Below are 22,231 nucleotides of genomic sequence, written 5' to 3' on the forward strand. Positions count from 1 at the left end.
TTAGCCGGCGTTGTGCGACTTCATCGCGTCCAGCGCGGTGCGCACCGAGCCGTTGATGAAGCGCAGCGTGGCCTCGTACTTGACCGAGTTGTCCGCAAAATTGGCCCGTTCGCGATCCATGTCCACCGAGTTGCTGTCCAGATTGGTCTGGGCCGAGGTGGAGTACAGCAGCTGGGCTTCGCTGCGTGCGCCGGCGGCCGGGGCGATATGACCGCTCTGGGTGGTGTTCAAGCCGCCGCCTGCCTGGCTGCTGCCGGTGGCCTCGCGCAGCGCGCGGGCAAAGTCCATATCGCGGGCCTGGTAGCCCGGGGTGTCGGCATTGGCAATATTGCTGGCGAGCATGCGCTGGCGCTCCGACCGCAAGGCCAGGGCCTGGGTCTGGAAGTTCAGCGAGTCGGTCAATCGGTTCAGCATGATGCACACCTCTTCTATGCCTGCGTCTTTCGGCGCATCCCTTGCACCTGCTGGGGTGCTCGCGGTCTGCGGGTGAATAGACGATGTGAGCGGATTGTGTTGGCCGGCCTCAAAAACATTAGCGGGAATAACAAGTGCTTTGGCGTGCATTTCGGGGCTAGGCCCAGGGTTTGGCGGTCTAAAGTCCAGCCATGTTCCAAATTCGCCCCTCCTCCCTGCTGCGCCGCGCCCGCCTTGCCGCCCCCTGGCTTGGCCTGCTGCTGGCCCTGCCTGTGGTGCAGGCGCAGGAGGTGGCTGGGCTGGCGCCCGACTTGATCGCGCGGGTGCAGCAGCTGGCACAGAACGGCGCGCGCGCCGGCATGCCGGCCGAGGCCCGGGTGGTGGTGGAGGTCGGCAAGCTCGATCCGCGCCTGCGCCTCGCCCCTTGCCTGCAGGTGCAACCCTATCTGCCGGCCGGCTTGCAGATGTGGGGGCAGACCCGCATCGGCCTGCGTTGCATGGACGGGCGGGCGCGCTGGAATGTCAGCTTGCCCGTCAGGGTCCGGGTGTTCGCCCGCGCCGTCGTGGCCAGCGACCCCCTGCCTGCGGGGGCCGTGCTGGTTCAGGAACAGCTGTCCATGGCCGAAATAGATATAGCGGCGGAAGCCGGTGCGGTGTTCAGCGATGCCACGGCCTTGCAGGGCCGAACCCTGGCCCGGCCCTTGGCGGCGGGTGAGGCGGTGCGCAGCCCGAGCCTGAAGCTGCGCCAGGTTTTTGCGGCCGGTGATAGCGTCACCGTGCTGGCGTCCGGCCCGGGTTATTCGGTGGCCGGCGAGGGACAGGCCTTGGCGGCCGGCCTGGAAGGGCAGAACGTCAAGGTGCGTTTCGAGAATGGTCGCGTCGTGACCGGTCGTGCGATTGGCGAACGGCGGGTCGAGGTGCTGCTGTGAAGATGAACAGGGAAATTCAGTCTTGTGGGAGCCCGGCTCTGCACAAGCGAGCCGCCAGTGATGAAATGCCCGGTGCTGGCGGGTTTTGTGTCGAAAGTCCTCAAGGTTTCATGCCCCGCGTCGATACACCGGACAACGTAGAGAGGTTTGGGTCCGCCCAAGCCTATGGAGAACATCATGAAAATCGGTAATAGCCCAGACATAGCCGCGACCGCGGTTGGCACGGAGAAATCCGCGGCCGGCCAGGCCGGTCGTGCCCCGGCCCCGGGTGCTGGTGCGGCCAGTGGAGCCAAAAATGCTCCGCAGGCCAGCGCCACCATCCAGCTGTCCAGCACGGCGACCAAGCTTTTGTCGGGCGTTTCTGAAGACGGCAGCTTTGATGCGGCCAAGGTCAGTCGGATTTCTCAGGCCATCACCGACGGCAAGTTCACCGTCAATGCCGAAGCGATTGCCGACAAGCTGATCACCAACGCACAGGAATTGATGGGCCGGATGGCGCCTCACTGAGGCCCGCGGTCCTGACCGAAAGATCAATCGGCGGGCCGCCTGACGGGCCCGCCGGACAGGATCCACGCATTCTCAACGCCTGATGGCGGGGATAGTCATGCAAGTTTTGCCTCCCTCCGAACCGAACGTTGCTGCGGCGAGTCAGCAGCTTGAACAGCCTCTGCTGGAGGTGGAAAGCTGCCTGAACCTGCTGGGCGAGGCCTTGCTGCGCCGCGACAGCCAGGCGATCGAGCAAAACGCCGCCAAGCTGCACCAAGCCCTGGCCCTGGCCATCAATTCCTTCAGCGAAGCCGCCCGTAGCGGCGCCGTGCCGGCCCATCTGCGCCACCGCCTGGTGCAGGCCGGCGGCCGTGTCGCCGCCCAGCGCGAGTCGCTGGCCCGTGCCACCGCTGCGCTGGACCGCGCCATCGATGTGTTGATGCCCGCCGAGGCCAATGCCGTCTACTCCGCCATGGGCAAGACCGAGCGCAAGAATCTGGGCGGATCCATCCAGGCCTGAACGGCTGCAAGCCCCAGCGAAAAAAGGCCGCCGGTGTGCGGCCTTTTGCTATTCAGCTTGTGGCTTTGCGGCGCACGCAGTCCAGATAGGCGTGGCCGTCGGGCGGCAGGCCGCTGCGCTGGGAGGCCCAGATCATCTCGCCCAGGCAGTCCATGGCGGCGTGGTGGGCCTCGTGCAGGGAGTTGCGGCGGGCGGCCAGCAGGTCCACCGCCTGGCGGATGCCGTGGGGCTGGTCGATGGAATGCTGCTCGCTGATGGTCAGATGCATGGATAGGTGCAGAAAGGGGTTGCTGCGCCCTTCCTCCACGCTGTAGACGGCGGCCAGGGCCGCTGCTTCATCGGCCAGTTCGGCATGGTATTCGGGGTGCTCGCGGATCCAGTCGGCGGCGATCAGCTCCATGGGGATCAGCGGCGCGCCATCGCGCCATTTGCGGTAGGTGGCGCAGAAAAAGCGCCGGACTTCGAGTTGAGAGGGGGCAAACATGGGCGCTATTGTCGCCCTTGCTCGCCATGCCAGTCCTGCGTCTGGCTGCGGGCCTCGGCGCGTTCCTTGGCGAACAAGGCCTCCAGCTGCTCGCGGCCCTGTTTGGCCACGGCGATCAGGGCGGCGCGGTCGCGGGCGATGGGCAGGGTGGATTCCATCAGCTGCTGGTTGAGCTGGCGGAAGCGCCAGGCCAGCTTGCGCGCGGCGTGCGCCTGCAGGCCCAGCAGCTCCAGCACGCTGCGCCCGCTCATCAGGGCGGCGTCCAGGGTCTCGCGTTCGATCAGCGTGACGCCCAGTTCGCGCAGACGGTAGAAGTGCTGCACATTGCGCGCCCGCGCCACGATCTGCAGCTGCGGGAAGTGGCTGCGCGCCAGCTCGGCGATTTCCAGGCTCTGGCCCACATCGTCGACCGCCAGCACCAGGATCTTGGCGGTCTCGGCACCTGCGCTGCGCAGCAGGTCCAGCCGGGTGGCGTCGCCGTAGAACACCCGCCAGCCGAACTGGCGCATCAGCTCGATCACCTCGGCATCGTGGTCCAGCACCGTCGCTTCAAAGCCGTTGGCATAGAGCAGGCGGCCGACGATCTGGCCGTAGCGGCCAAAGCCCGCAATGATGATGGGGGCCGGCGTGGGCGCCTCCTGGCTGGCCGGGTCGGGCAGGACGCGGCGGCTCAGGCGCGGCAGCAGCACACGGTCGGCCAGGAGCAGCAGCAACGGCGTGCAGGCCAGCGACAAGGCCACGGCCGCCACCAGGGCCGAGTTCTGGCCGGCGTCGATCAGGCCCGAGCTTTGCGCCAGCTGGAACACCACAAAGCCGAACTCGCCGCCCTGGGCCAGCAGGATCACGAACACCGGCCGCTCCAGCAGGGGGATCTTCATCCAGCGGGCCATCAGGCTCAGCAGCAGGCTCTTGAACAGCAGCAAGGCCGCCAGCAGGCCGAACACCAGGGGCGCTTGCGTCAGCAGCACGCTGAGGTCCAGGCCCATGCCGGTGGCGATGAAGAACAGGCCCAGCAACAGGCCTTTGAAGGGCTCCAGATCGGTCTCCAGCTCGCGCCGGTACTCGCTCTCGGCCAGCAGCACGCCGGCCAGGAAGGCGCCCAGGGCCATGGACAGGCCGACCGCATGCATCAGCGCCGCCGTGCCCAGCACCAGCAGCAGGGCGGCGGCGGTGAAGATCTCGGGCGTGCGGCTGCGGGCGATCCAGCGCAGGGCCGGGCGCAGAGCCAAGCGTCCGCCGAAGACGATGACCAGGATCACGCCGACGGCCTTCAGCGCCTGCCAGCCGCCCGAACCTTCGGCCGCGGCCGCGGCCCCGCTGGCCGCCACGATGGGCACCAGGGCCAGCACCGGGATGGCGGCAATGTCCTGCAGCAAGGCCACGCTGAGAATGCTCTCGCCCGCCGTGGTGCGGCCCAGATTGCGTTCGGCCAGCACCGCCAGGGCCACGGCCGTGGACGACATGGCCAGGCCCAGGCTGGCCACCAGGGCCAGATTCCAGCGCACGCCCAGCAGCAGGGCCAGGCCGAATAGCAGGGCGGTGGAGCCCAGCAGCTGCAGCGAGCCCCAGCCGAAAATCGGCCGCCGCATGGCCCAGAGCCGCTTGGGCTCCAGCTCCAGGCCGACCAGAAACATCATCAGCACCACGCCGAACTCGGCCACCTCCAGAATGGTGGCGGGCGAGCTGACCAGACCCAGCACGGCGGGGCCGATCAAGACCCCGGCCACCAGATAGCCGAGGATGGAGCCCAGGCGCAGCCAGCGCGCCAGCGGCACGGCCAGCACGGCCGCGGCCAGAAACACCAGGGGCAGGTGCAGCCAGGTCTGATGGGCCATCAATTGCTCCGGGTCTTGACGGGGGTGGGCGGGGCGGACGGCGCGGGGCGGGCGTCCACGGGCAGCTCGATGGGTGGCTGGCTGGCCTCGGCCTGGGTTGAATCGCACCACTGGGGGTAGGCCAGCAGGCGCTGCACAAAGCTCAGTGCGTGCTGGTGCAGGGCCGCGTCCGATACCCGGTGGGCCGCATGCAGCAGCAGGGGCGGCAGATGGCGCATGCCGCAGAGCCGTGCGATCTGGGCATAGGGCAGCAAAAAGGTCTCGACGGCATGGCCGTGCCGGCCCGCGGCGCTGTAGTCCTCCTCGCTGCCGCCGGTGGAGCTGGCCAGCCAGAGGTCCTTGCCCGCCAAGGCCAGGCCGCCGGGGCCGTAGGCCCAGCCAAAGCTCAGCACCTCATCCACCCAGAGCTTGAGCAGGGCCGGCATGCCATACCAGTGCAGGGGGTGTAGCAGCACGATCAGCCTGGCCTGGGCCAGGGCGCTTTGCTCGGCCTCCAGATCGAGGGCGTAGTCGGGGTAGCGCTGGTAGAGGTCGCGCAAGTCTATGCGCGGGGAGGTGGCGGCACGCACCGCCTCGGCCAGGGCACGGGTGACCCGTGAGCGGGCCAGATCGGGGTGGGCTTGCAGAATCAGAATTTCGCTCATGCTTCAAGCCTAACCCGGGAAGACCGGCTCGCGCCCCCCGGCTTTGCCCGGGGATGCCGGCTTGCGGGGACGCTACCATTGCGCGCAAGAATCAGACGCAAGGAGTCGACATGCCCGTGATCCTGGTTGCGAACCCCAAGGGTGGGGTGGGGAAGAGTACCTTGGCCACCAATATCGCCGGCATGCTGGCTTGGGCGGGCCACAAGGTCATGCTGGGCGATGTGGACAAGCAGCAGTCCTCGCGCCGCTGGCTGGCCCTGCGCCCGCCGCATCTGCCGCAGATCCAGGGCTGGGACTTCGACGGCCACGACACGGTCAAGCCGCCCAAGGGCGTCAGCCATGTGGTGATGGACACGCCGGCCGGCCTGGATGGCAAGAAGCTGAAGACGCTTTACAAGCTGGCCGACAAAATCATCATCCCCTTGCAGCCGAGCCTGTTCGACATCCAGGCCAGCTTCGACTTCCTCGGCCGGCTGCACGAGCAGTTCCGCCAGCCCGAGCAGACCAAGCACCGGCCCGAGCTGGCCCTGGTGGGCATGCGGGCCAAGGAGGGCACGCTCTCGGTCGATCAGCTGCAGCACTTTTTGCCGCAGCTGAATGCCCCCTTCCTCGGGTTTTTGCGCGACACGCAAAACTATGTGCAACTGGCCGCGCGCGGGCTGACGCTGTGGGATGTGGCGCCCGGCCGGGTGGAGCGGGATCTGCAGCAGTGGCAGCCCCTGGTGGCCTGGCTGGAGCGCCGGCATGCGTGAGTTTGAAAGCCTGGCGGAACTCGCCACCCTGCTGGGGCAGGACATCGGCGTCAGCGAGTGGGTGCTGGTGGACCAAGCCCGCATCCAGAAGTTTGCCGACGCCACCGAGGATCAGCAGTGGATACACACCGACCCGGCGCGTGCCGCGGCCGGGCCCTTCGGCTGCACCATCGCCCACGGCTTTCTGACGCTGAGCCTGTTGCCTGTTTTTTTCGAGACCGGCTTTCGCATCAAGACCGTGCGCATGGGCCTCAACTACGGCCTCGGCCGGGTGCGCTTCCCGGCGCCGGTGCCGGTGGGCAGCCGGCTGCGCGGCCGCTTCAAGCTCAAGAGCCTGGCGCCCATCGCCGGTGGTGCCCAGATCGGCATCGAGGTGTCTGTGGAACGTGAGGGTTCGGACAAGCCGGTCTGCATCGCCGAATCGCTGACCCGGCAGTACGAGTAGGGACTGGCGCTATCACCCTTTGTGGGTGTGCCATTTCCGCTGGCCCTGGCCTATCATCCGCAGCCTTATGAGGAAGAACTTGAAGCAAAGCGAGGGTGGGTGGGCATGAAGGTCTTGTTGATTGATGATCATCCGCTGATCCTGTCCGCTTTGAAGACGGTGATCGAGGGCCTCAACAAGGATGTGACGGTGGTGGGCGTGGACAGCGCCGCGGCCGCCCGCCTGGCCCTGCAGCAGAGCGAGGATTTCGATCTGGTGCTGCTCGATCTGCAGCTGGGTGACGCCAGCGGCTTCGATGTGCTGGACGAGTTCCGCGAGAGTTATCCGGCCCTGCCCGTGGTGGTGATCTCGGCCTCGGACCGGGCCAGCGACGTGATCCGCTCCATCGACCAGGGGGCCATGGGTTTTGTGCCCAAGCGCAATAGCACCGAGCTGCTGGCCCAGGCCCTCAAGCTGGTGATGGCCGGCGGCATCTATGTGCCGCCCATGACTTTGGGCCAGGAGGCCCCGCCGGCCAGCCCGGCGCCGGCCAAGGGCCCGGTCGCCGTCCAGCAGAACAAGCTGCAGCAGATTCAGCAAGAGGCCCTGGCCTCCAACTACCAGACGACGACTGGCCTGGAGGGTCTGTCCCTGACGCCGCGCCAGACCGATGTGCTGGCCCTGCTCTTGCAAGGCAAGCCCAACAAAATCATCGCGCGCGAGCTGGGGGTGTCGGTGGAAACCATCAAGGACCATGTGGCCGCCGTGCTCAAGGCCCTGGGCGTGGGTTCACGCACCCAGGCCGTGTTGGCGGTGGGCCAGTTGGTACAGAAGCAGCCCGAGGCGCATTTCTCCACCTGGCGAAACGGGCAACCTTGAGTCGGTTCTAGCTTGGTTGATAAGCCAGGCGCACATAAATGGGCGCAAAGGCCTCGGCCTGGGTGATTTCCAGCAGGCGTTCGCGGGCCAGCTCCAGCATGGCGATAAAGGTCACCACCAGGACGGCCTGGCCGCGGCTGACATCGAATAAATGCTCGAACTCGATGAAGCGCTTGCCCTGCAGGCGGCGCAGCACGATGCTCATATGCTCGCGCACCGAGAGCTGCTCACGGCTGATGCGGTGATGCTGGGTGAGCTTGGCACGGCGCAGGATGTCCAACCAAGCGTCGCGCAGATCGACCGCCTCCACATCGGGGAAGCGCGGCTGCAGCGACTGCTCGATGTGGACGGCGGCACGCAGAAAGTCCCGGCCCATCACCGGCAAGGCGTCCAGCTTGGCCGCGGCCAGCTTGATCTGCTCATACTCCAGCAGGCGGCGCACCAGCTCGGCCCGCGGGTCTTCGGGCTCGCTGCCGTCCTCGGTCTTTTTGGGCGGCAGCAGCATGCGGGACTTGATCTCGATCAGCATGGCCGCCATCAGCAGGTACTCGCTGGCCAGCTCCAGATTGTGCTTGCGCAGCTGGTCGACATAGCTGAGGTATTGGCGGGTGACGTCCGCCAGCGGGATGTCCAGGATATTGAAGTTCTGGCGCCGGATCAGGTAGAGCAGCAGGTCCAGCGGCCCCTGGAAGGCCTCCAGAAACACCTCCAGCGCATCCGGCGGGATGTAGAGGTCCAGCGGCAGCTGGAACAGCGGCTCGCCGTAGAGGCGGGCCACGGCCACGGAGTCCACCGTGGCGGGCAAGCCGGGCAGGTCTTGCTCCGCCTCGGCCAGAGGCGGCAGGCTCAGTTCGGCCTTCTGGCTCAAGGCGATGGCGGGGTCAGCGAGTGAAGCCGGCGGCTTACTTGGACTGGGTCTGGTAGACGTAGGGCTGCTGGGCCACACGGGCGCTGCGGTAGTCCGCCTGGGCGCTGCGGTCCACGGTCTTGTCCCACAGCAGGGCGCGGCCGGCCAGTTGCTCTTGCTCCAGCGTCGGGCGCTGGGCCTTCAGCGTGTCGATGAAGGTGCTGGCTTCGGACTTGTAGGCTTTCCAGAACAATGGCATGGCGGTATGGCTCAAGAGTGGGAAGCGGCTATTTTACAGGGGCCTTGTCGGCCCTGAGCCGGTCGATCTGCATTTGGCTCAGCAACCAGTCCGACAGCTCAGGGTAGATGCCTTTGGGCCCCAGGGCCTGGGCCAGGCCGCCGCGCTGCACCAGGCTGGCCGGTTGCTCGTTGAGCCCGCACAGCACCAGCTGCTGGCCCTGGCGTTCCAGGCTGCGCTGCAGCTGCAGCAAGGCGTCCAGGCCGGAGGTGTCGATGGAGATCAGGCGCTGGGCGTCCAGCACCACGGTGCGCACGCCGGCGTCCAGGTTTTCCGCCAGACCCTCGACCTTGCCCACGGCGCCGAAGAAGAGCGAGCCATACAGCTCGTAGACACGGGTCTGGCGCGCCACATCGTTGGCCAGATAGGGCAGCTCCAGCGGCAGGACCTTGAACAGCGTGCTCATGCGGTAGATGAAGAAGATGCAGGCCAGCACCAGGCCCACCTCGACCGCCACCGTCAGGTCGAACACCACGGTCAGCACAAAGGTGCCCAGCAAGATGGTGCGGTAGGGCAGGCTGAAGTGGCGCAGCCGGGCGAACTCATGCCACTCGCCCATATTCCAGGCCACCACCAGCAAGAGCCCGGCCAGCGCGGCCAGCGGGATGTTGGAGGCCAGGGGTGCGGCCACCAGCACGATGATGAGCAGGCAGACGGCGTGCACCATGCCGGCCACCGGGCTGCTGCCGCCGGCCTTCACATTGGTGACGGTGCGGGCGATGGTGCCGGTGGCCGGGATGCCGCCGAAGAAGGGCGTCACGATATTGGCCAGCCCCTGGGCCATCAACTCCTGGTTGGGGTCGTGGCGCTTGAAGTCGGTGAGCTTGTCGGCCACGCGGGCGCAGAGCAGGGACTCGATGGCGCCCAGCAGGGCGATGGTCAGCGTGGGCATGAAGAGCAGACGGGCCGAGGCCCAGCTCAGCTCCGGCAAGGCAAAGCTGGGCAGGCTTTGGGGGATGCCGCCGAAGCGGCTGCCTATCGTGTCCAGCGGCAGCTTCAGCCAATAGCTGGCGGCGGTGGCCGCCGCCAGCGCGATGACGGTGCCGGGCAGCTGGGCCATCCAGCGCTTGGCCTTGCCGCCCAGGCTGGGGGCATGGCGCTCCATGGCATAGGTCTTGGGCCAGAGCAGCACGATCAGCACGCAGCCCGCGCCGACCGCCATGGACCAAGGGTTGAAATCCCGCCAATGGCTGCTCAGCACGCCGATCTGGCCGAAGAAGTCGGCCGGCATCTGCTCGATCTTGAGGCCCATGAAATCTTTCAGCTGGGACAGGCCGATCAGGATGGCAATGCCGTTGGTGAAGCCGATCACGATGCTGACCGGCAGATAGCGCACCAGGGCGCCCAGCTTCAAGGCGCCCATCGCAAACAGCAGGCCGCCGGCCAGCATGGTGGAGATCAGCAGATTGGCCAGGCCGTAGCGCTGCAGGATGCCGTAGATGATGACGATGAAGGCGCCGGCCGGGCCGCCGATCTGCACATTCGAGCCGCCCAGGGCCGAGATCAGAAAGCCCGCGATGATGGCGGTGAACAGGCCTTGCTCGGGCTTGACCCCGGAGGCGATGGCAAAGGCCAGGGCCAGGGGCAGGGCGACGACGCCGACGGTGAAACCGGCGCCCAAATCCCCCACGAATCGTTCGCGGGAGTAGTCCTTCAACAGGTCCAGGGAGCGCGGGCGGAAGCGGTGGAGAGTGGGCAGCATGTGCGCTTCATTGTGCGCTCGCGCTTGCGCAAAAGGGAACGGGCCGCCCCTGCAATTTGCAGGAGCGGCCCGTCATCTGTTGGCGATTTTTAACAGCGCTCAGCCGACGCGCATGCCCGGCTGGGCACCGGGGAAGGGTTCCAGCACAAAGATGCCGGGGTTGACCTTGGGGTCGGCGTGGCTGGCGGCCAGCACCATGCCTTCGCTGATGCCGAACTTCATCTTGCGCGGCGCCAGATTGGCCACCATCACGGTCAGCTTGCCTTCCAGTTGCTCGGGCTGATAGGCGCTCTTGATGCCGCTGAACACATTGCGCAGTCGGCCTTCGCCGGCGTCGAGCGTCAGGCGCAAGAGCTTGTCCGAACCTTCCACATGCTCGGCCTTGACGATCTTGGCGATGCGCAGATCGACCTTGCTGAAATCATCGATCTTGATCTCGGGCGCGATGTCTTCACCGCCGGGCGTGAGCTTGGGCGCGGGCGGCGCCTCGAACAAGGCCTCCACCAGCTTGGCGTCGACCCGCTGCATCAGATGTTCGTAGGCACCGATCTGGTGGGCGCCAAGGGCGCGGGCGGCGTCGGCGAACTGCAGGGGCGGCACGCGCAGAAAGGTCTCGACCTTGGCGGCCAGGGCCGGCAGCACCGGCTTGAGGTAGATGGTGAGCAGGCGGAAGGCCTCGATGCAGACGCTGCAGACGTCTTGCAGCACGGCGTCCTTGCCTTCCTGCTTGGCCAGCTCCCAGGGCTTGTTCTGGTCCACATACTCGTTGACGCGGTCGGCCAGCAGCATGGTCTCGCGCAAGGCCTTGCCGAATTCGCGCTCTTCAAAGAGCTGGGCGATGGTGGTGCTGTGGGCGCGCAGGCCGTCCAGCAGGGCGCGGCCTTCCACGCCCAGGTCGCCGGACAGATGGCCGCCGAAACGCTTCGTTAGGAAACCGGCCGCGCGCGAGGCGATATTGATGTATTTGCCGACCAGATCGCTATTGATGCGGGCGACGAAGTCCTCGGGGTTGAAGTCGATGTCCTCGACCCGGTTGTTCAGCTTGGCGGCGATGTAGTAGCGCAGCCATTCGGCGTTCAGGCCCAGGCCCAGATACTTCATCGGGTCCAGGCCGGTGCCGCGGCTCTTGCTCATCTTCTCACCGCCGTTGACGGTCATGAAGCCATGCACGAACACATGGTTAGGTGTTTTGCGGCCGCTGAAGTGCAGCATGGCCGGCCAGAACAAGGTGTGGAAGTAGGTGATGTCCTTGCCGATGAAGTGGATCTGCTCCACCGTCTCGTCGGCCATATAGGCCTCGAAGTCGCGGCCGGTCTTGCCGAAGTAATTTTTCAGCGAGGCCAGATAGCCGATGGGGGCGTCCAGCCAGACGTAGAAATACTTGCCCGGCGCGTCGGGGATTTCGATGCCGAAGTAGGGGGCGTCGCGGCTGATGTCCCAGTCGCCCAGGCCGCCCTTGCCTTCCTCGTCCTTGGCAAACCATTCCTTGATCTTGTTGAAGACCTCGGGTTGCAGGCGGCCGCTGCTCTGCGTCCACTCCTCCAGGAAGGCGATGCAGCGCGGGTCGCTGAGTTTGAAGAAGTAATGCTCCGAGCTCTTCAGCACCGGCGTGGCGCCGGTCAGCACGGAGAAGGGGTTCTTCAGCTCGGTGGGGGTGTAGACGGCGCCGCAGTTTTCGCAGGAATCGCCGTACTGATCCTTGGCGCCGCATTTGGGGCATTCGCCCTTGATGAAGCGGTCGGGCAGGAACATGCCTTTTTCGGGGTCGTAGAACTGTTCGATGGACTTCACATCGATCAGCTCCTGGCGGCGCAGAGCGCGGTAGACGTCCTTGGACAGTTCGTGGTTTTCCTCGCCGTCGGTGGAGTGCCAGTTGTCAAAGCTGATGTGGAAGCCGTCCAGATAGGCTTTGCGGCCGGCGGCGATATTGGCCACGAATTGCTGCGGGGTGATGCCGGCCTTCTCGGCGGCAATCATGATGGGCGCGCCATGGGCATCGTCGGCACAGACGAAACACACCTCCTGCCCCATCATGCGCTGGAAGCGGACCCAGACGTCTGCCTGGGTGTATTCCATGATGTGACCAATATGGAAGTTGGCGTTGGCGTAGGGCAGGGCGGTGGTGACGAAAAGCTTGCGGGTCATGGTGTCTGGGGCGACGGTGAGGTGGGCTCAGCGGCTGCGCCGGGAGGGAGAGCAAGAGCGGCATTTTAGGCCTTCGCAAGCCCTCGAATTTGCTCCGGCCCCGGTGAGGGCCGCTAGGCCTCTGCCGGGGCCGGCTGGACAGCGACCGGGCTTGCGCCTGCGGGGTGTTTGCCGCCTTGTTCCAGGCGCTGCGCCGTCTTGTGGCGGGGAGTAGAACTCAGGCCGCCGCGCTGGGGGGCGTGGTGTCGGCAGCGCCGGGCTCGGCGCCAGCGTCGGCCGGGTCTTGGTTTTCGTCCTGGCCCGACGCGTCGCCGCCCTCGGACTTGTTGGCCTTGCGCAGGCGTTTTTCTTCGGTCTTGCGCTTCTTGGCCAGCTCACGTTGGCGTTTTTCGTATGAGTAGTTGGGTGTGGCCAAAGCCGTGCTCCTGCTTGAGGCCCGCAATGTGCGGGTTTGCCTTCAATGTAACCGCTAGCCGGGACTTGCGGCTCGCCCTCGTCTCGCCAGGCTTGGGCCTGGCGGGTTTGAATTTGAACTTCAGTTAGCGTTGGAACTTCAAAACCGGATCAAACAACGCGGCTAAGTCGCTGATTCTTATGGCCTGAAAAGGCTATCCACCGCATCTGTGGATAACTTTGTGGACAAGGGCCTTGCATAGCCTCCAAACCCTTGTCCCAGCGCGCCTGGGCTTAGCTTGCCTCATTTCGTGGCACTTGTGGGTCATCTATATGAATCAACAACTTAGCGCTGGCTTGCTCAGGATATCGGGGCTTGCCCGAATGTGGGTTACAGACTCTTGACGGCGCTTCGAAATGGGGATAAGTCGCCGGGGCTAGCATAGTTTTCTGGACTTTTCTGGCATCTGGCGGCCGTTTTGCCGGCCGCCTATCCCCAGCGCTTGTGGATATCTTTGTGGGTGAGCTGACCATAGCTTCGCTAAGTGCTTGTGGGGCCTGTGACTTTGCTAGCCTGCTCAAATTGGGGGCAGGGCTCTCTCAAATCCACAGCGCTTGTGCGAATAGCTGAAGTTTCTGTTTTCCACGGCCATGCCTGCGGAACGGGTTGGATGTTCCGGGCCCTGGCCCCGGCTTGCGGGCAATGCCTGAGCCCGCCTCATTTTTGAGCCACTAGAATCTTCCGATTCGCATAACCGCAAAGCATTCGATGGCTCAGGCACAGATGGGAAGGGCGGCGGCTCGGACTGGCTCCAGAGCGGCTGACGTTTTCGAGTTGAAGAGCGCCAGCCTCAGCCTGCTGGCGCTGGTCCTGAAGTCCTCCTCGCTGGCCGAGTTGGCGGCGGAACTGGCGGCCAAGCTGGGCGATACCCCCGATGTGTTCAGCCAGGAAGCGCTGTTGCTGGACCTTGGCCTGCTCAAGCGTGAGGGCGGCGATGCCGTGCTCGATGTGGCCGCCCTGGTCGGCCTGTTGCGCCAATATCGCTTGCAGCCCGTGGCCTTGCGCGGCGCGTTGCCAGAAGAGCTGGACCAGGCCCTGGCCCTGGGCCTGGCCGAGGCGCCCGCCGACGAGGCGCCGCCGCGCAAAGAGCCCCGGGCCGAGGCCGAGGCCGCGGCCTTGCCGCCGGCTGTTGTGCAAGAGGTGATTCGCGAAGTGGTCCGCGAGGTGATTGTGGAGGTGCCGACACCTCTGGCCCTTGATGCCGGCGTGGCCAAGACCCTGGTGATAGACAAACCCCTGCGCTCGGGCCAGCAGGTCTATGCCAAGGGCGGCGACCTGGTGGTGCTGGCGCTCGTCAATCCTGGTGCCGAGGTGATTGCGGACGGCAGCATCCATGTCTACGCCCCCTTGCGCGGCAAGGCGATCGCGGGTGCGAAGGGCGATACCGGCGCGCGCATTTTTGCGCTGAGCCTGGAGGCCGAGCTGATTGCCATCGCCGGCACCTACCGAACCACCGAGAATCCCCTGCCCGAAGCGGTGCTGGGCCGTGCCGCGCAGATTCGCCTGGAGGGCGAAAAGCTGCTGATGGAGCCGCTCAAGCTGTGAGTGCGGGCCAGCAAAACGAATGCACAGAACAGGCGCCGGCCGGGAGCGGCCGGCGCTTTTGAACCGAATTTTTGAAAGGATTGATTTCGATGACCAAGATAGTCGTGGTGACCTCCGGCAAGGGTGGGGTGGGCAAGACCACCACCAGCGCCAGTTTTGCAAGCGGCCTGGCCCTGCACGGCCACAAGACCTGCGTGATCGACTTCGACGTGGGCCTGCGCAATCTGGACCTGATCATGGGCTGCGAACGCCGTGTGGTCTATGACCTGATCAATGTCATCAACGACGAGATCAAGCTCAGCCAGGCCCTGATCAAGGACAAGCAGCTGGACAAGCTCTACATCCTGGCCGCCTCGCAGACCCGCGACAAGGACGCGCTGTCGGTCGAGGGCGTGGAGCGGGTGCTGGAAGAGCTCAAGAGCATGGACTTCGAGTACATCGTCTGCGACTCGCCGGCCGGCATCGAGACCGGCGCGCTGATGGCCATGCATTTCGCCGACGAGGCCCTGGTGGTGACCAATCCCGAGGTCTCTTCGGTGCGCGATTCGGACCGCATCCTGGGCATGCTGAACAGCAAGACCCGCCGCGCCATCGAGGGCAAGGAGCCGATCAAGGAGCATCTGCTGATCACCCGCTACAACCCCAACCGGGTCGAGGGCGGCCATATGCTCTCGCTGGAAGACATCCACGAGATTCTGCGCACGCCCCTGATCGGCGTGATCCCCGAGTCCGAGGTGGTGCTGCAAGCTTCCAACCAGGGCTCGCCCGCCATCCATATGCAGGGCACGGATGTGTCCGAGGCTTATAAGGACGTGGTGGCGCGCTTTCTGGGCGAGGACAAGCCCATGCGCTTCATCGAGGCCGTCAAGCCCAGCCTCTTCAAGCGCCTGTTCGGCGGCAAATAAGGAGGCCGGGTCATGGGATTTCTGAGTTTCTTTCTGGGCGAGAAAAAGAGCACGGCCAGCGTGGCCAAGGAGCGTTTGCAGCTGATCCTGGCGCATGAGCGCAATGGCCGCTCGGCCAAGCCGGACTATCTGCCGCAGTTGCAGCAGGAGCTGATCGCCGTCATCTCCAAATACGTCAATATCAAGGCCGAGGACCTCAAGATCAATGTCGAGCACTCCGGCGATCTGGAGGTGCTGGAGGTCAAGATCGAGCTGCCGGATTCCTCGCGTTAAGCGAGGGGCGGGCGATCACTCGTCGATCAGGCGCCGCATGCGCTGGCGCAGCCGGCGCTCCTGCTTCTGCACTTCCTGATGGTCCTCCCGCACGCCGCGCCATAGCGAGACGGCGATCAGGATCAGCACGATGGAGAAGGGCAGGGCAAAGACGATGGTGGCCGTCTGCACCGCGTTCACCCCGCCCACCGACAGCAGGCTGGCCGCGATGGCCGCCACCAGCAGGCCCCACATGATCTTGAGCCGATTGCTGGGTTCGGCCCGGCCTTCGCTGCTCATCATGCTCAGCACCAGGGTGGCGGAGTCGCCCGAGGTGATGAAGAAGACCGCCACCAGCACGGTGGCCGCCACGCTCATCAAGCCACCCAGGGGCAGGGCGTCGAACATGGCGAATATGGCGGTGGCCACATCGAGCTTGACGGCATCGGCGATCGGGATCTGCTTGAAGATCTCCAGATTCAGCGCCGTGCCGCCAAAGATGGAGAACCACAGGGCCGCCGCCAGCGTGGGCGCCAGCACCGTGCCCAGGATGAATTCCCGAATCGTGCGCCCGCGTGAGACGCGGGCGATGAAGACGCCCACAAAGGGCGACCAGGAGATCCACCAGGCCCAGTAAAACACCGTCCAGCTGCCCACCCATTCGCTGTCGCGGAAGGGCGTCATGCGCAAGCTCATGCGCACAAAGTCGCCCAGATAGGCGCCCAGGGTATTGGTCAGGGTGTCGATGATGGCAACCGTCGGGCCCAGCAGCAGAATCGTCAGGGCCAGCAGGGCGCCCAGGATCAGATTGGCGCTGGACAACCACTTCACGCCCCGGCCCACGCCGCTGACGGCGGAGAGCAGGAAGAGCGAGGTGGTCGCGACGATGATGATCAGCTGCGAGCCGAAATCCAGCGGCATGCCGAACAGGCGGTTCAGGCCCGCATTGATCTGCAAGGCGCCGACGCCCAGCGAGGCCGCCACGCCAAAAGCCGTGGCCACGATGGCCAGCACATTGGCCAGCGGGCCGATGCGGCGGGCGAAGCGCCAGGGCAGGGCGTCGGTGGCCGAGCTGATCAGGGCCGGCTTGCTGCGGCGGAACTGGAAGAAGGCAATCGCCAGGCCCACGACGCTGTACACCGCCCAGGGGTGCATGCCCCAGTGGAAGAAGCTGTAGCGCATGGCCGTGTTGGCCGCATCGACCGAGCGCGGCAGCACGCCGGGCGGCGGGTTGACGTAGTGGGAGATGGGCTCGGCCACGCCCCAGAACACCAGGCCTATGCCCATGCCGGCCGAGAAGAGCATGGCAAACCAGGCGCTGCCGGAGAACTCGGGCTCCTCGTCCTCACTGCCCAGCTTGAGCTGGCCGTAGGGGCTGAAGGCCAGCACCACGCACAGCAGCACCAGGCCCAGCACGATCCACAGATACAGCCAGCCGAAGTTGCGGGTGACCTGCGCCAGCGCGCCATTGAAAAAAAGCGACATGGATTGCGGAGCGATCAAGCCCCACAGCACGACGGCGGCGATGATGCCGGCCGAGATCCATTTCTGCATTTCAAGCCCTTTCTTTCTTCTGGTGTTGCGAGGTCAGGGCAAGACCTGACCCCCGTCGACAAGCCCAGCATAAGCGCCACCCTGGTGTGCAACAAATGCCCGGCCCTTGTTGCCGTCCAAATCCAGGTCAGACAGGCATTAGCGGCCCTTGTTCTGCCGCGCCTGTTCGCGCAGCATGAAGAGATAGAGACTCTCCACCTTGGCGCGGGCCCAAGGCGTCTTGCGCAGGAATTTGAGGCTGGAGGCGACGCTGGGCTCGCTCTGGAAGCAGCGGATGGCGATGCGCTCACCCAGCTCCTGCCAGCCGAAATAGTCCGCCAGGGCGGTGACGATGGCCTCCAGGGTGAGGCCGTGCAAAGGATCTTTGGACGTGTTCATGCGTGGTCGAATTGCTGCCAGTTCTTACCCTTGAATTGAGCGTAGTAAGCCTTGATGGCCTGCATATCGGCCTCGATATCGCCAGTGGGCTGGAACACCGGGCCCAAGCCGCTGAGGCGGCGTTCATAGTCCATATAGGCCATCACGATGGGCACCTGGGCGGTGTGGGCGATCCAGTAGAAGCCGGTCTTCCAGTAGCGCGTCTTGCTGCGCGTGCCCTCGGGCGGCACGATCAATTGCACCGGGCCATCGGCGGCGCGCAAGGCCGCGGCCGAGGCCGCCACCAGATTGTTGGACTGCTCGCGGTTCACCTCGATGCCGCCCAGCCAGCGCATCAGGCCGCCGAAGGGGAAGCGGAAGATCTGCCGCTTGCCCATCCAGTAAATATTCAGGCGCAACGCAAAAGCCACCATCAAGGTATAGGGCAGGTCCCAGTTGCTGGTGTGGGGGGCGGCGATCAGCACGCATTTGCCGTGTTCGGCCGGCAGGCTGCCATCCAGCTTCCAGCCCTTGAGCTTGAGGAAGGCGATTGAGAAGGCCCGCAGCACCGTGTTGACGACGGGCGTGGTGAAAATGGTTCTGTGCATAAAGGATCTGGAGGCAGCCCCGGTACCGGCATGCGGGCCGGATGCGGGGCAAGGAGGGGGCTAACGGGGGCTAGTGGCCAAAGCAAACGGCGTGCTCTTGGGCCTTTGTCGGGGCTTGATTATCCCGTGCTTGCCTCGTGGCGGCCGCCAGGCCCGGTTTTGCCGAGCCTCAGTCGGGCCAAACCAGGCTCAGATCGCTGCGCGCCTCGGCCACGCAGGGCAGGATCCAGCCCTCGGCTTTTTCCTCCCGCGACAGGCCCGGCCATTCAATGCGGTAGGCGATCCGGCCGGCCGTCAGCCGGCAGATGCAGGCTCGGCATGTGCCGTTGCGGCAGGAGCTGGGCAGGGCCACACCCTGGGCCAGTGCCGCTTGCAACAGGCTTTGCGAACCCTGGGCTTCAAAGACGGCGCTGAGCCGACCTTGCGCCCTGATTTGGTGTGGGCCGGGCAGGTCGGGGTCTGCTGCACCGGTGCTGCCCTGGCTTAGGGGTTTGTCCTGATTTGCCATGCATTTTTCATGTAAATGAAGCGATCGGCTAACGGCGAACACAGGCAGACTTTGGCAGCATAAAACCTCAGGGAATGAGGTGCTTTGTCATGTCTCGAACGGCCCGCTGGGGTAGCGGGCCGGCGTCTAGCAAGGTTTATACCGAAGTAGCAGGGGGTTTTTGTCATGAATTGGCTCAACAGTATCAAGGTCGGCAGCAAGCTGATCGGCGGTTTTCTGATCGTCGCGGCCATTGCCGCCCTGATCGGCACCCACGGTGTCTTGAAGAGCAGCGAGCTGAACGATCTCGCCACGCAGATGTATGAACGCGAGACCGTGGGCCTGCGCCACACGGCCGAGGCGAATATGCATCTGCTGGCGGTTGGCCGCCATGTGCGCAGCGCCATTCTCGCCACCACGCTGGAGGAGCGCAGCAGCCAGCTGGTGGTGGTGGAAGAGCATCTGAAGGATATGCACCAGGAGCTGGAAATCGCCCGCAAGACCTTTGCCACCGAAGTCGGCCAGGCCATGATGAAGGACGCGGTGGCGGCCTCGCGGGATTACGAGCAAGGCATACGCAAGGTGATCGTGCAATTGCAGCATGAGCCCCAGGGTCAGGCCCTGGCCTCGGTGAGCGCGCTGAGTGCCGTGCGGGGTGTGGGGGACCGCGCCGACGCCTTGATGGACAAGCTGGTCGAGCGCAAATACGCCACCGCCAGCGCGCTGAATGACGAAACCGACAAGATCTACGCCAATATCCGCAGCGTGATGATTTTGCTGACCTTGGGTGGCCTGGCGGTGGGCGTGACGATTGGCGTGGTCCTGACCCGCAATCTGACCCGGCAGCTGGGCGGTGAACCCGCCGATGTGGCCAAGGTGGCGGTGGCCGTGGCGGCCGGCGATCTGAGCACCCAGATCGACACCTCCCGGGCTCGGCCCGGCAGCGTGATCGAGGCCATGCACGAGATGCAGGCCTCGCTGCGCCGGGTGGTCAGCACGGTGCGCAGCAGCAGCGACAGCATCGCCATGGGTGCGGGCCAGATCGCCACCGGCAACTCCGACCTCTCGCAGCGCACCGAGGAGCAGGCCAGCAATCTGCAGCAGACGGCGGCGTCGATGGAGCAGATCTCGGGCACCGTGCGCAGCAATGCCGATGTGGCCCGCCAGGCCAGCGGCCTGGCCAGCGCGGCCAGCGAGGTGGCCAGCCGCGGTGGCCAGGTGGTGGGCGATGTGGTCGCCACCATGGAAGAGATCAACAATGCCTCGCGCAAGATTTCGGACATCATCGGCGTCATCGATGGCATCGCCTTCCAGACCAATATCCTGGCCTTGAACGCGGCCGTCGAAGCCGCCCGCGCCGGTGAGCAGGGGCGTGGCTTCGCGGTCGTGGCCAGCGAGGTGCGCGGCCTGGCCCAGCGCAGCGCCGAGGCGGCCAAGGAGATCAAGGTCTTGATCGTCAATAGCGTGGACAAGGTCGATGCCGGCAGCCGCCTGGTGGGCGAGGCCGGCGCCACCATGGGCGATATCGTGGCCCAGGTGCAGCAGGTAACCCAGCTCATCAACGCCATCAGCACGGCGACGCTGGAGCAGACCACGGGCATAGGCCAGGTCAGCGAGGCGGTGAGCCAGCTCGATCAGGTCACCCAGCAAAACGCCGCCCTGGTGGAGGAGTCCGCCGCCGCGGCCGAAAGCCTGAGTCAGCAGGCGCAGACGCTGGTGCGGGCGGTGGGGGTGTTCAAGCTGCAGCTGGGTTGAGTCTCAGTATTGGCGCATATGACAATGGAATAACGAGTCACTCGGCCGTGACGAATTTCTCGGCGATGCCGAGCGCGTGCTTCGGTTGCTTTGCAGCCGAAACCGATTTGCATAGACTGACGGCACGCTGAACATCGTGAGATGCGCGGGTGCCCGGTGAACAGGAGATTACGGGGCTTTGCTGAGGCCGTTCATGCGCGATGAAAAGGTCGCAGCCCCGGCAGGCGTGCGTGACTGCATTGCGGCAACGCCAGTCGCCGCTCGGATTCTGGCCCGTGATGGGCTTGCATCCCTTGTTGCCGCCAACTGATTCCTCGAAACAAGATCCAATGGAATTTTTTAAAAAACTCAGTGTCGCCACACAGTTGACTGGCGGCTTCTTGATCGTGGCCGCCCTCGGCGGCCTGATCGGTACTCATGGTGTGATGAAGAGCCGCCAGCTCAATGATTTGGCCTCGCAGATGTATGACCGCGAGACCGTGGGCCTGCGCCATACGGCCGAGGCCAATATGCATCTGCTGGCCGCAGGCCGGCATCTGCGGGGTGCCATCGTGGCAACGACCGAGCAGGACAGGGACTTGCAACTCGCCGCCGTGGAAAAAAACGTTCGTGCCATGCACAAAGAGCTGGACACGGCCGCGACGACCTTCAGTACACCGGCCGGTCAGGCCCTGATGCAGGAGGCCATGCGTGCTGCCCATGCCTACGAGGAGGACGCGCTGCAAGTCGTTCAGTTGCTGCGCAAGGAGTCGCTGGGCGAGCCCAGTGCCGCGGTCGCCGCCCTGCATGGGATCAGCATGACCGGCGATGTGGCGGACAACTTGATGGCCCAGCTGGTCGAGCGAAAGAACAGCGCGGCCGCGCATCTCAATGCGGAGACCGAGCGCATCTATGCCAGCATTCGTGAAGTCATGATCGGACTGACCTTGGGGGGGCTGGCCCTGGGAGCCTTGGTCGGTGTGCTGCTGACACGGCGCCTGACGCGCCAACTGGGCGGTGAGCCGGCCGAGGTGGCGAGGGTCGCGGGCGCCGTGGCGGCGGGCGATCTGAGCACCGTCATCGATGTGTCGCGGGCCAGACCGGGCAGCGTGATGGCGGCCATGCACAGCATGCAGGAGTCCCTGGCCGGCCTGGTCAACTCGGTGCGTGGCAATAGCGACAGCATCGCCAACAGCGCCGAGCAGATCGCGCGCGGCAATCTCGACCTGTCGCAACGCACAGAAGAGCAGGCCAGCAATCTGCAGCAGACGGCGGCTTCGATGGAGCAGCTTTCCAGCACGGTGAGCGGCAATGCCGATGCGGCCGGACGGGCCCACGTCATGGTGGGGACGGCTTGCGAGGTGGCTGACCAGGGCGGACAGGCGGTCGCACAGGTGGTGGCGACCATGGCTGAGATCAATCAGGCCTCGCAGCAGATTGCGGAGATCACCTGCCTGATCGACGACATCGCCTTCCAGACCAATATCCTGGCCCTGAATGCGGCGATCGAGGCGGCCCGTGCGGGTGAGCATGGACGCGGTTTCTCGGTGGTGGCCACCGAGGTGCGCAATCTGGCACAGCGCAGTGCGGCTGCGGCCAAGGAGATCAAGACGCTGATAGGCAGCAATGTGGACAAGGTGGAGTTGGGTCATCGCCTGGTGGGTGAAGCGGGCAAGACCATGGGCGAAATCGTCGGCCAGGTGAAGCAGGTTGCCGGCTTGATGGGCAGCATCCGCCAGGCCAGCCGGCAGCAGACCGAGGGTTTGGGGGAGATCAGCCTTGCCGTCGGCCAGTTGGACCAGGTGACCCAGCAAAATGCCGCCCTGGTGGAGGAGTCGGCCGCTGCAGCGGATAGCCTCAGCCAGCAGGCACAGAACCTGGTGCGGGCGGTGGGGGTGTTCAAGCTGCGGGCCCCGGCCTGAGAAAAAACCTCTGCAGACCGGCGCTATGCTTGTGGCCCTCTTTGACGCCGCCAC

Annotated in this window: 24 protein-coding genes; 11 read left to right on the forward strand and 13 right to left on the reverse strand. The window is 65.3% G+C overall.

The features are described 5' to 3' along the window. Positions 1-414 carry a flagellar basal body rod protein FlgB gene (flgB, locus tag HNP55_RS10630; protein ID WP_184299052.1) on the reverse strand — a complete coding sequence of 138 codons (414 nt, stop codon included), beginning with the start codon at positions 412-414 and terminating at the stop codon, positions 1-3. Between the two features lie 191 nt (positions 415-605). Here flgB and flgA point away from each other — a divergent pair, with 191 nt between their 5' ends. The 3 genes from flgA (at position 606) to HNP55_RS10645 (ending at position 2,349) form a co-directional block, all read left to right on the forward strand. Beyond that, the gene (flgA, locus tag HNP55_RS10635) at positions 606-1,343 is read left to right on the forward strand and encodes a flagellar basal body P-ring formation chaperone FlgA (protein ID WP_184299053.1); all 738 of its coding nucleotides are present in this window, start codon (positions 606-608) and stop codon (positions 1,341-1,343) included. Positions 1,344-1,508: 165 nt separating this feature from the next. Next, positions 1,509-1,850, forward strand: a complete 342-nt coding sequence (gene flgM, locus HNP55_RS10640) for a flagellar biosynthesis anti-sigma factor FlgM (protein WP_246448348.1) — start codon at positions 1,509-1,511, stop codon at positions 1,848-1,850. Between the two features lie 97 nt (positions 1,851-1,947). After that, positions 1,948-2,349: a hypothetical protein gene (locus HNP55_RS10645; protein WP_184299055.1), complete on the forward strand. Its 402-nt coding sequence runs from the start codon at positions 1,948-1,950 to the stop codon at positions 2,347-2,349. Between the two features lie 52 nt (positions 2,350-2,401). Here HNP55_RS10645 and HNP55_RS10650 read toward each other — a convergent pair whose 3' ends face one another. From HNP55_RS10650 to HNP55_RS10660, 3 genes are read right to left on the reverse strand one after another with little or no spacing between them, the layout of a single operon-like run. Continuing rightward, positions 2,402-2,833, reverse strand: a complete 432-nt coding sequence (locus HNP55_RS10650) for a DUF1841 family protein (RefSeq protein ID WP_184299057.1) — start codon at positions 2,831-2,833, stop codon at positions 2,402-2,404. 5 nt (positions 2,834-2,838) lie between these two features. Then, on the reverse strand, positions 2,839-4,668 hold the full coding sequence (gene kefC, locus HNP55_RS10655) for a glutathione-regulated potassium-efflux system protein KefC (RefSeq protein ID WP_184299059.1): 1,830 nt from the start codon (positions 4,666-4,668) through the stop codon (positions 2,839-2,841). Further along, complete coding sequence (locus HNP55_RS10660; RefSeq protein WP_184299061.1) at positions 4,668-5,312, reverse strand: NAD(P)H-dependent oxidoreductase; 645 nt, start codon at positions 5,310-5,312, stop codon at positions 4,668-4,670. The genes kefC and HNP55_RS10660 overlap by 1 nt, the downstream gene beginning before the upstream one ends. 110 nt (positions 5,313-5,422) lie before the next feature. Here HNP55_RS10660 and HNP55_RS10665 point away from each other — a divergent pair, with 110 nt between their 5' ends. From HNP55_RS10665 to HNP55_RS10675, 3 genes are all read left to right on the forward strand, one after another. After that, positions 5,423-6,064 carry a ParA family protein gene (locus HNP55_RS10665; RefSeq protein ID WP_184299063.1) on the forward strand — a complete coding sequence of 214 codons (642 nt, stop codon included), beginning with the start codon at positions 5,423-5,425 and terminating at the stop codon, positions 6,062-6,064. Next, positions 6,057-6,509 (forward strand): MaoC family dehydratase, encoded by a 453-nt coding sequence (locus tag HNP55_RS10670; protein WP_184299065.1) that lies wholly within the window; start codon positions 6,057-6,059, stop codon positions 6,507-6,509. The genes HNP55_RS10665 and HNP55_RS10670 overlap by 8 nt, the downstream gene beginning before the upstream one ends. A gap of 105 nt (positions 6,510-6,614) precedes the next feature. Further along, on the forward strand, positions 6,615-7,367 hold the full coding sequence (locus HNP55_RS10675) for a response regulator (RefSeq protein WP_184299067.1): 753 nt from the start codon (positions 6,615-6,617) through the stop codon (positions 7,365-7,367). A 7-nt stretch (positions 7,368-7,374) separates the two neighbouring features. On the opposite strand, the gene HNP55_RS10680 is transcribed toward HNP55_RS10675, so the two are convergent. From HNP55_RS10680 to HNP55_RS10700, 5 genes are all read right to left on the reverse strand, one after another. Then, positions 7,375-8,217, reverse strand: a complete 843-nt coding sequence (locus tag HNP55_RS10680; protein ID WP_221439561.1) for a segregation and condensation protein A — start codon at positions 8,215-8,217, stop codon at positions 7,375-7,377. 52 nt (positions 8,218-8,269) lie between these two features. After that, the gene (locus HNP55_RS10685; protein ID WP_184299069.1) at positions 8,270-8,473 is read right to left on the reverse strand and encodes a DUF3460 family protein; all 204 of its coding nucleotides are present in this window, start codon (positions 8,471-8,473) and stop codon (positions 8,270-8,272) included. A 28-nt stretch (positions 8,474-8,501) separates the two neighbouring features. Further along, on the reverse strand, positions 8,502-10,214 hold the full coding sequence (locus tag HNP55_RS10690) for a SulP family inorganic anion transporter (protein ID WP_184299071.1): 1,713 nt from the start codon (positions 10,212-10,214) through the stop codon (positions 8,502-8,504). Between the two features lie 99 nt (positions 10,215-10,313). Continuing rightward, a complete protein-coding gene (gene metG / locus HNP55_RS10695) occupies positions 10,314-12,359 on the reverse strand; it encodes a methionine--tRNA ligase (RefSeq protein WP_184299073.1) in 2,046 nt (681 codons plus the stop codon). 217 nt (positions 12,360-12,576) lie between these two features. After that, positions 12,577-12,774: a hypothetical protein gene (locus HNP55_RS10700; RefSeq protein ID WP_184299075.1), complete on the reverse strand. Its 198-nt coding sequence runs from the start codon at positions 12,772-12,774 to the stop codon at positions 12,577-12,579. A gap of 762 nt (positions 12,775-13,536) precedes the next feature. Here HNP55_RS10700 and minC point away from each other — a divergent pair. The 3 genes from minC (at position 13,537) to minE (ending at position 15,536) form a co-directional block, all read left to right on the forward strand. Beyond that, positions 13,537-14,358 (forward strand): septum site-determining protein MinC, encoded by an 822-nt coding sequence (gene minC / locus HNP55_RS10705; protein ID WP_184299727.1) that lies wholly within the window; start codon positions 13,537-13,539, stop codon positions 14,356-14,358. Between the two features lie 89 nt (positions 14,359-14,447). Then, entirely contained in the window at positions 14,448-15,263 is an 816-nt protein-coding gene (gene minD, locus HNP55_RS10710; RefSeq protein WP_184299077.1) for a septum site-determining protein MinD, read from the forward strand. Positions 15,264-15,275: 12 nt separating this feature from the next. Then, the gene (minE, locus tag HNP55_RS10715; RefSeq protein ID WP_184299079.1) at positions 15,276-15,536 is read left to right on the forward strand and encodes a cell division topological specificity factor MinE; all 261 of its coding nucleotides are present in this window, start codon (positions 15,276-15,278) and stop codon (positions 15,534-15,536) included. Positions 15,537-15,551: 15 nt separating this feature from the next. On the opposite strand, the gene HNP55_RS10720 is transcribed toward minE, so the two are convergent. From HNP55_RS10720 to HNP55_RS24275, 4 genes are all read right to left on the reverse strand, one after another. After that, entirely contained in the window at positions 15,552-17,069 is a 1,518-nt protein-coding gene (locus tag HNP55_RS10720) for a BCCT family transporter (protein ID WP_184299081.1), read from the reverse strand. 138 nt (positions 17,070-17,207) lie between these two features. Further along, complete coding sequence (locus HNP55_RS10725) at positions 17,208-17,447, reverse strand: VF530 family DNA-binding protein (protein WP_184299083.1); 240 nt, start codon at positions 17,445-17,447, stop codon at positions 17,208-17,210. Further along, positions 17,444-18,034, reverse strand: coding sequence for a 1-acyl-sn-glycerol-3-phosphate acyltransferase (locus HNP55_RS10730; protein WP_184299085.1), 591 nt, complete (start codon positions 18,032-18,034; stop codon positions 17,444-17,446). The genes HNP55_RS10725 and HNP55_RS10730 overlap by 4 nt, the downstream gene beginning before the upstream one ends. Before the next feature lie 169 nt (positions 18,035-18,203). Then, the gene (locus HNP55_RS24275; protein ID WP_184299087.1) at positions 18,204-18,542 is read right to left on the reverse strand and encodes a 2Fe-2S iron-sulfur cluster-binding protein; all 339 of its coding nucleotides are present in this window, start codon (positions 18,540-18,542) and stop codon (positions 18,204-18,206) included. A 165-nt stretch (positions 18,543-18,707) separates the two neighbouring features. Between HNP55_RS24275 and HNP55_RS24650 the strand changes: the two genes are divergently transcribed. Both HNP55_RS24650 and HNP55_RS10745 read left to right on the forward strand, forming a co-directional pair. After that, positions 18,708-20,276: a methyl-accepting chemotaxis protein gene (locus tag HNP55_RS24650; RefSeq protein WP_281385249.1), complete on the forward strand. Its 1,569-nt coding sequence runs from the start codon at positions 18,708-18,710 to the stop codon at positions 20,274-20,276. Between the two features lie 329 nt (positions 20,277-20,605). Further along, on the forward strand, positions 20,606-22,177 hold the full coding sequence (locus HNP55_RS10745; RefSeq protein WP_184299089.1) for a methyl-accepting chemotaxis protein: 1,572 nt from the start codon (positions 20,606-20,608) through the stop codon (positions 22,175-22,177). Positions 22,178-22,231 lie beyond the last annotated feature (54 nt).

The sequence above is a fragment of the Roseateles oligotrophus genome, from assembly GCF_014204525.1.
Classification (GTDB): Bacteria; Pseudomonadota; Gammaproteobacteria; order Burkholderiales; family Burkholderiaceae_C; genus Paucibacter_A; species Paucibacter_A oligotrophus_A.

Coding starts and splice junctions, on each gene's coding strand:
- HNP55_RS10660 (WP_184299061.1), bottom strand. CDS start 5,312: ATGAGCGAAATTCTGATTCTGCAAGCCCACCCCGATCTGGCCCGCTCA.
- HNP55_RS10730 (WP_184299085.1), bottom strand. CDS start 18,034: ATGCACAGAACCATTTTCACCACGCCCGTCGTCAACACGGTGCTGCGG.
- flgM (WP_246448348.1), top strand. CDS start 1,509: ATGGAGAACATCATGAAAATCGGTAATAGCCCAGACATAGCCGCGACC.
- minE (WP_184299079.1), top strand. CDS start 15,276: ATGGGATTTCTGAGTTTCTTTCTGGGCGAGAAAAAGAGCACGGCCAGC.
- HNP55_RS10690 (WP_184299071.1), bottom strand. CDS start 10,214: ATGCTGCCCACTCTCCACCGCTTCCGCCCGCGCTCCCTGGACCTGTTG.
- HNP55_RS10725 (WP_184299083.1), bottom strand. CDS start 17,447: ATGAACACGTCCAAAGATCCTTTGCACGGCCTCACCCTGGAGGCCATC.
- HNP55_RS10645 (WP_184299055.1), top strand. CDS start 1,948: ATGCAAGTTTTGCCTCCCTCCGAACCGAACGTTGCTGCGGCGAGTCAG.
- HNP55_RS10745 (WP_184299089.1), top strand. CDS start 20,606: ATGGAATTTTTTAAAAAACTCAGTGTCGCCACACAGTTGACTGGCGGC.
- HNP55_RS10665 (WP_184299063.1), top strand. CDS start 5,423: ATGCCCGTGATCCTGGTTGCGAACCCCAAGGGTGGGGTGGGGAAGAGT.
- HNP55_RS24650 (WP_281385249.1), top strand. CDS start 18,708: ATGAATTGGCTCAACAGTATCAAGGTCGGCAGCAAGCTGATCGGCGGT.
- HNP55_RS10670 (WP_184299065.1), top strand. CDS start 6,057: ATGCGTGAGTTTGAAAGCCTGGCGGAACTCGCCACCCTGCTGGGGCAG.
- minC (WP_184299727.1), top strand. CDS start 13,537: ATGGGAAGGGCGGCGGCTCGGACTGGCTCCAGAGCGGCTGACGTTTTC.
- metG (WP_184299073.1), bottom strand. CDS start 12,359: ATGACCCGCAAGCTTTTCGTCACCACCGCCCTGCCCTACGCCAACGCC.
- kefC (WP_184299059.1), bottom strand. CDS start 4,668: ATGGCCCATCAGACCTGGCTGCACCTGCCCCTGGTGTTTCTGGCCGCG.
- flgA (WP_184299053.1), top strand. CDS start 606: ATGTTCCAAATTCGCCCCTCCTCCCTGCTGCGCCGCGCCCGCCTTGCC.
- minD (WP_184299077.1), top strand. CDS start 14,448: ATGACCAAGATAGTCGTGGTGACCTCCGGCAAGGGTGGGGTGGGCAAG.
- HNP55_RS10675 (WP_184299067.1), top strand. CDS start 6,615: ATGAAGGTCTTGTTGATTGATGATCATCCGCTGATCCTGTCCGCTTTG.
- HNP55_RS10720 (WP_184299081.1), bottom strand. CDS start 17,069: ATGCAGAAATGGATCTCGGCCGGCATCATCGCCGCCGTCGTGCTGTGG.
- HNP55_RS24275 (WP_184299087.1), bottom strand. CDS start 18,542: ATGGCAAATCAGGACAAACCCCTAAGCCAGGGCAGCACCGGTGCAGCA.
- HNP55_RS10685 (WP_184299069.1), bottom strand. CDS start 8,473: ATGCCATTGTTCTGGAAAGCCTACAAGTCCGAAGCCAGCACCTTCATC.
- flgB (WP_184299052.1), bottom strand. CDS start 414: ATGCTGAACCGATTGACCGACTCGCTGAACTTCCAGACCCAGGCCCTG.
- HNP55_RS10650 (WP_184299057.1), bottom strand. CDS start 2,833: ATGTTTGCCCCCTCTCAACTCGAAGTCCGGCGCTTTTTCTGCGCCACC.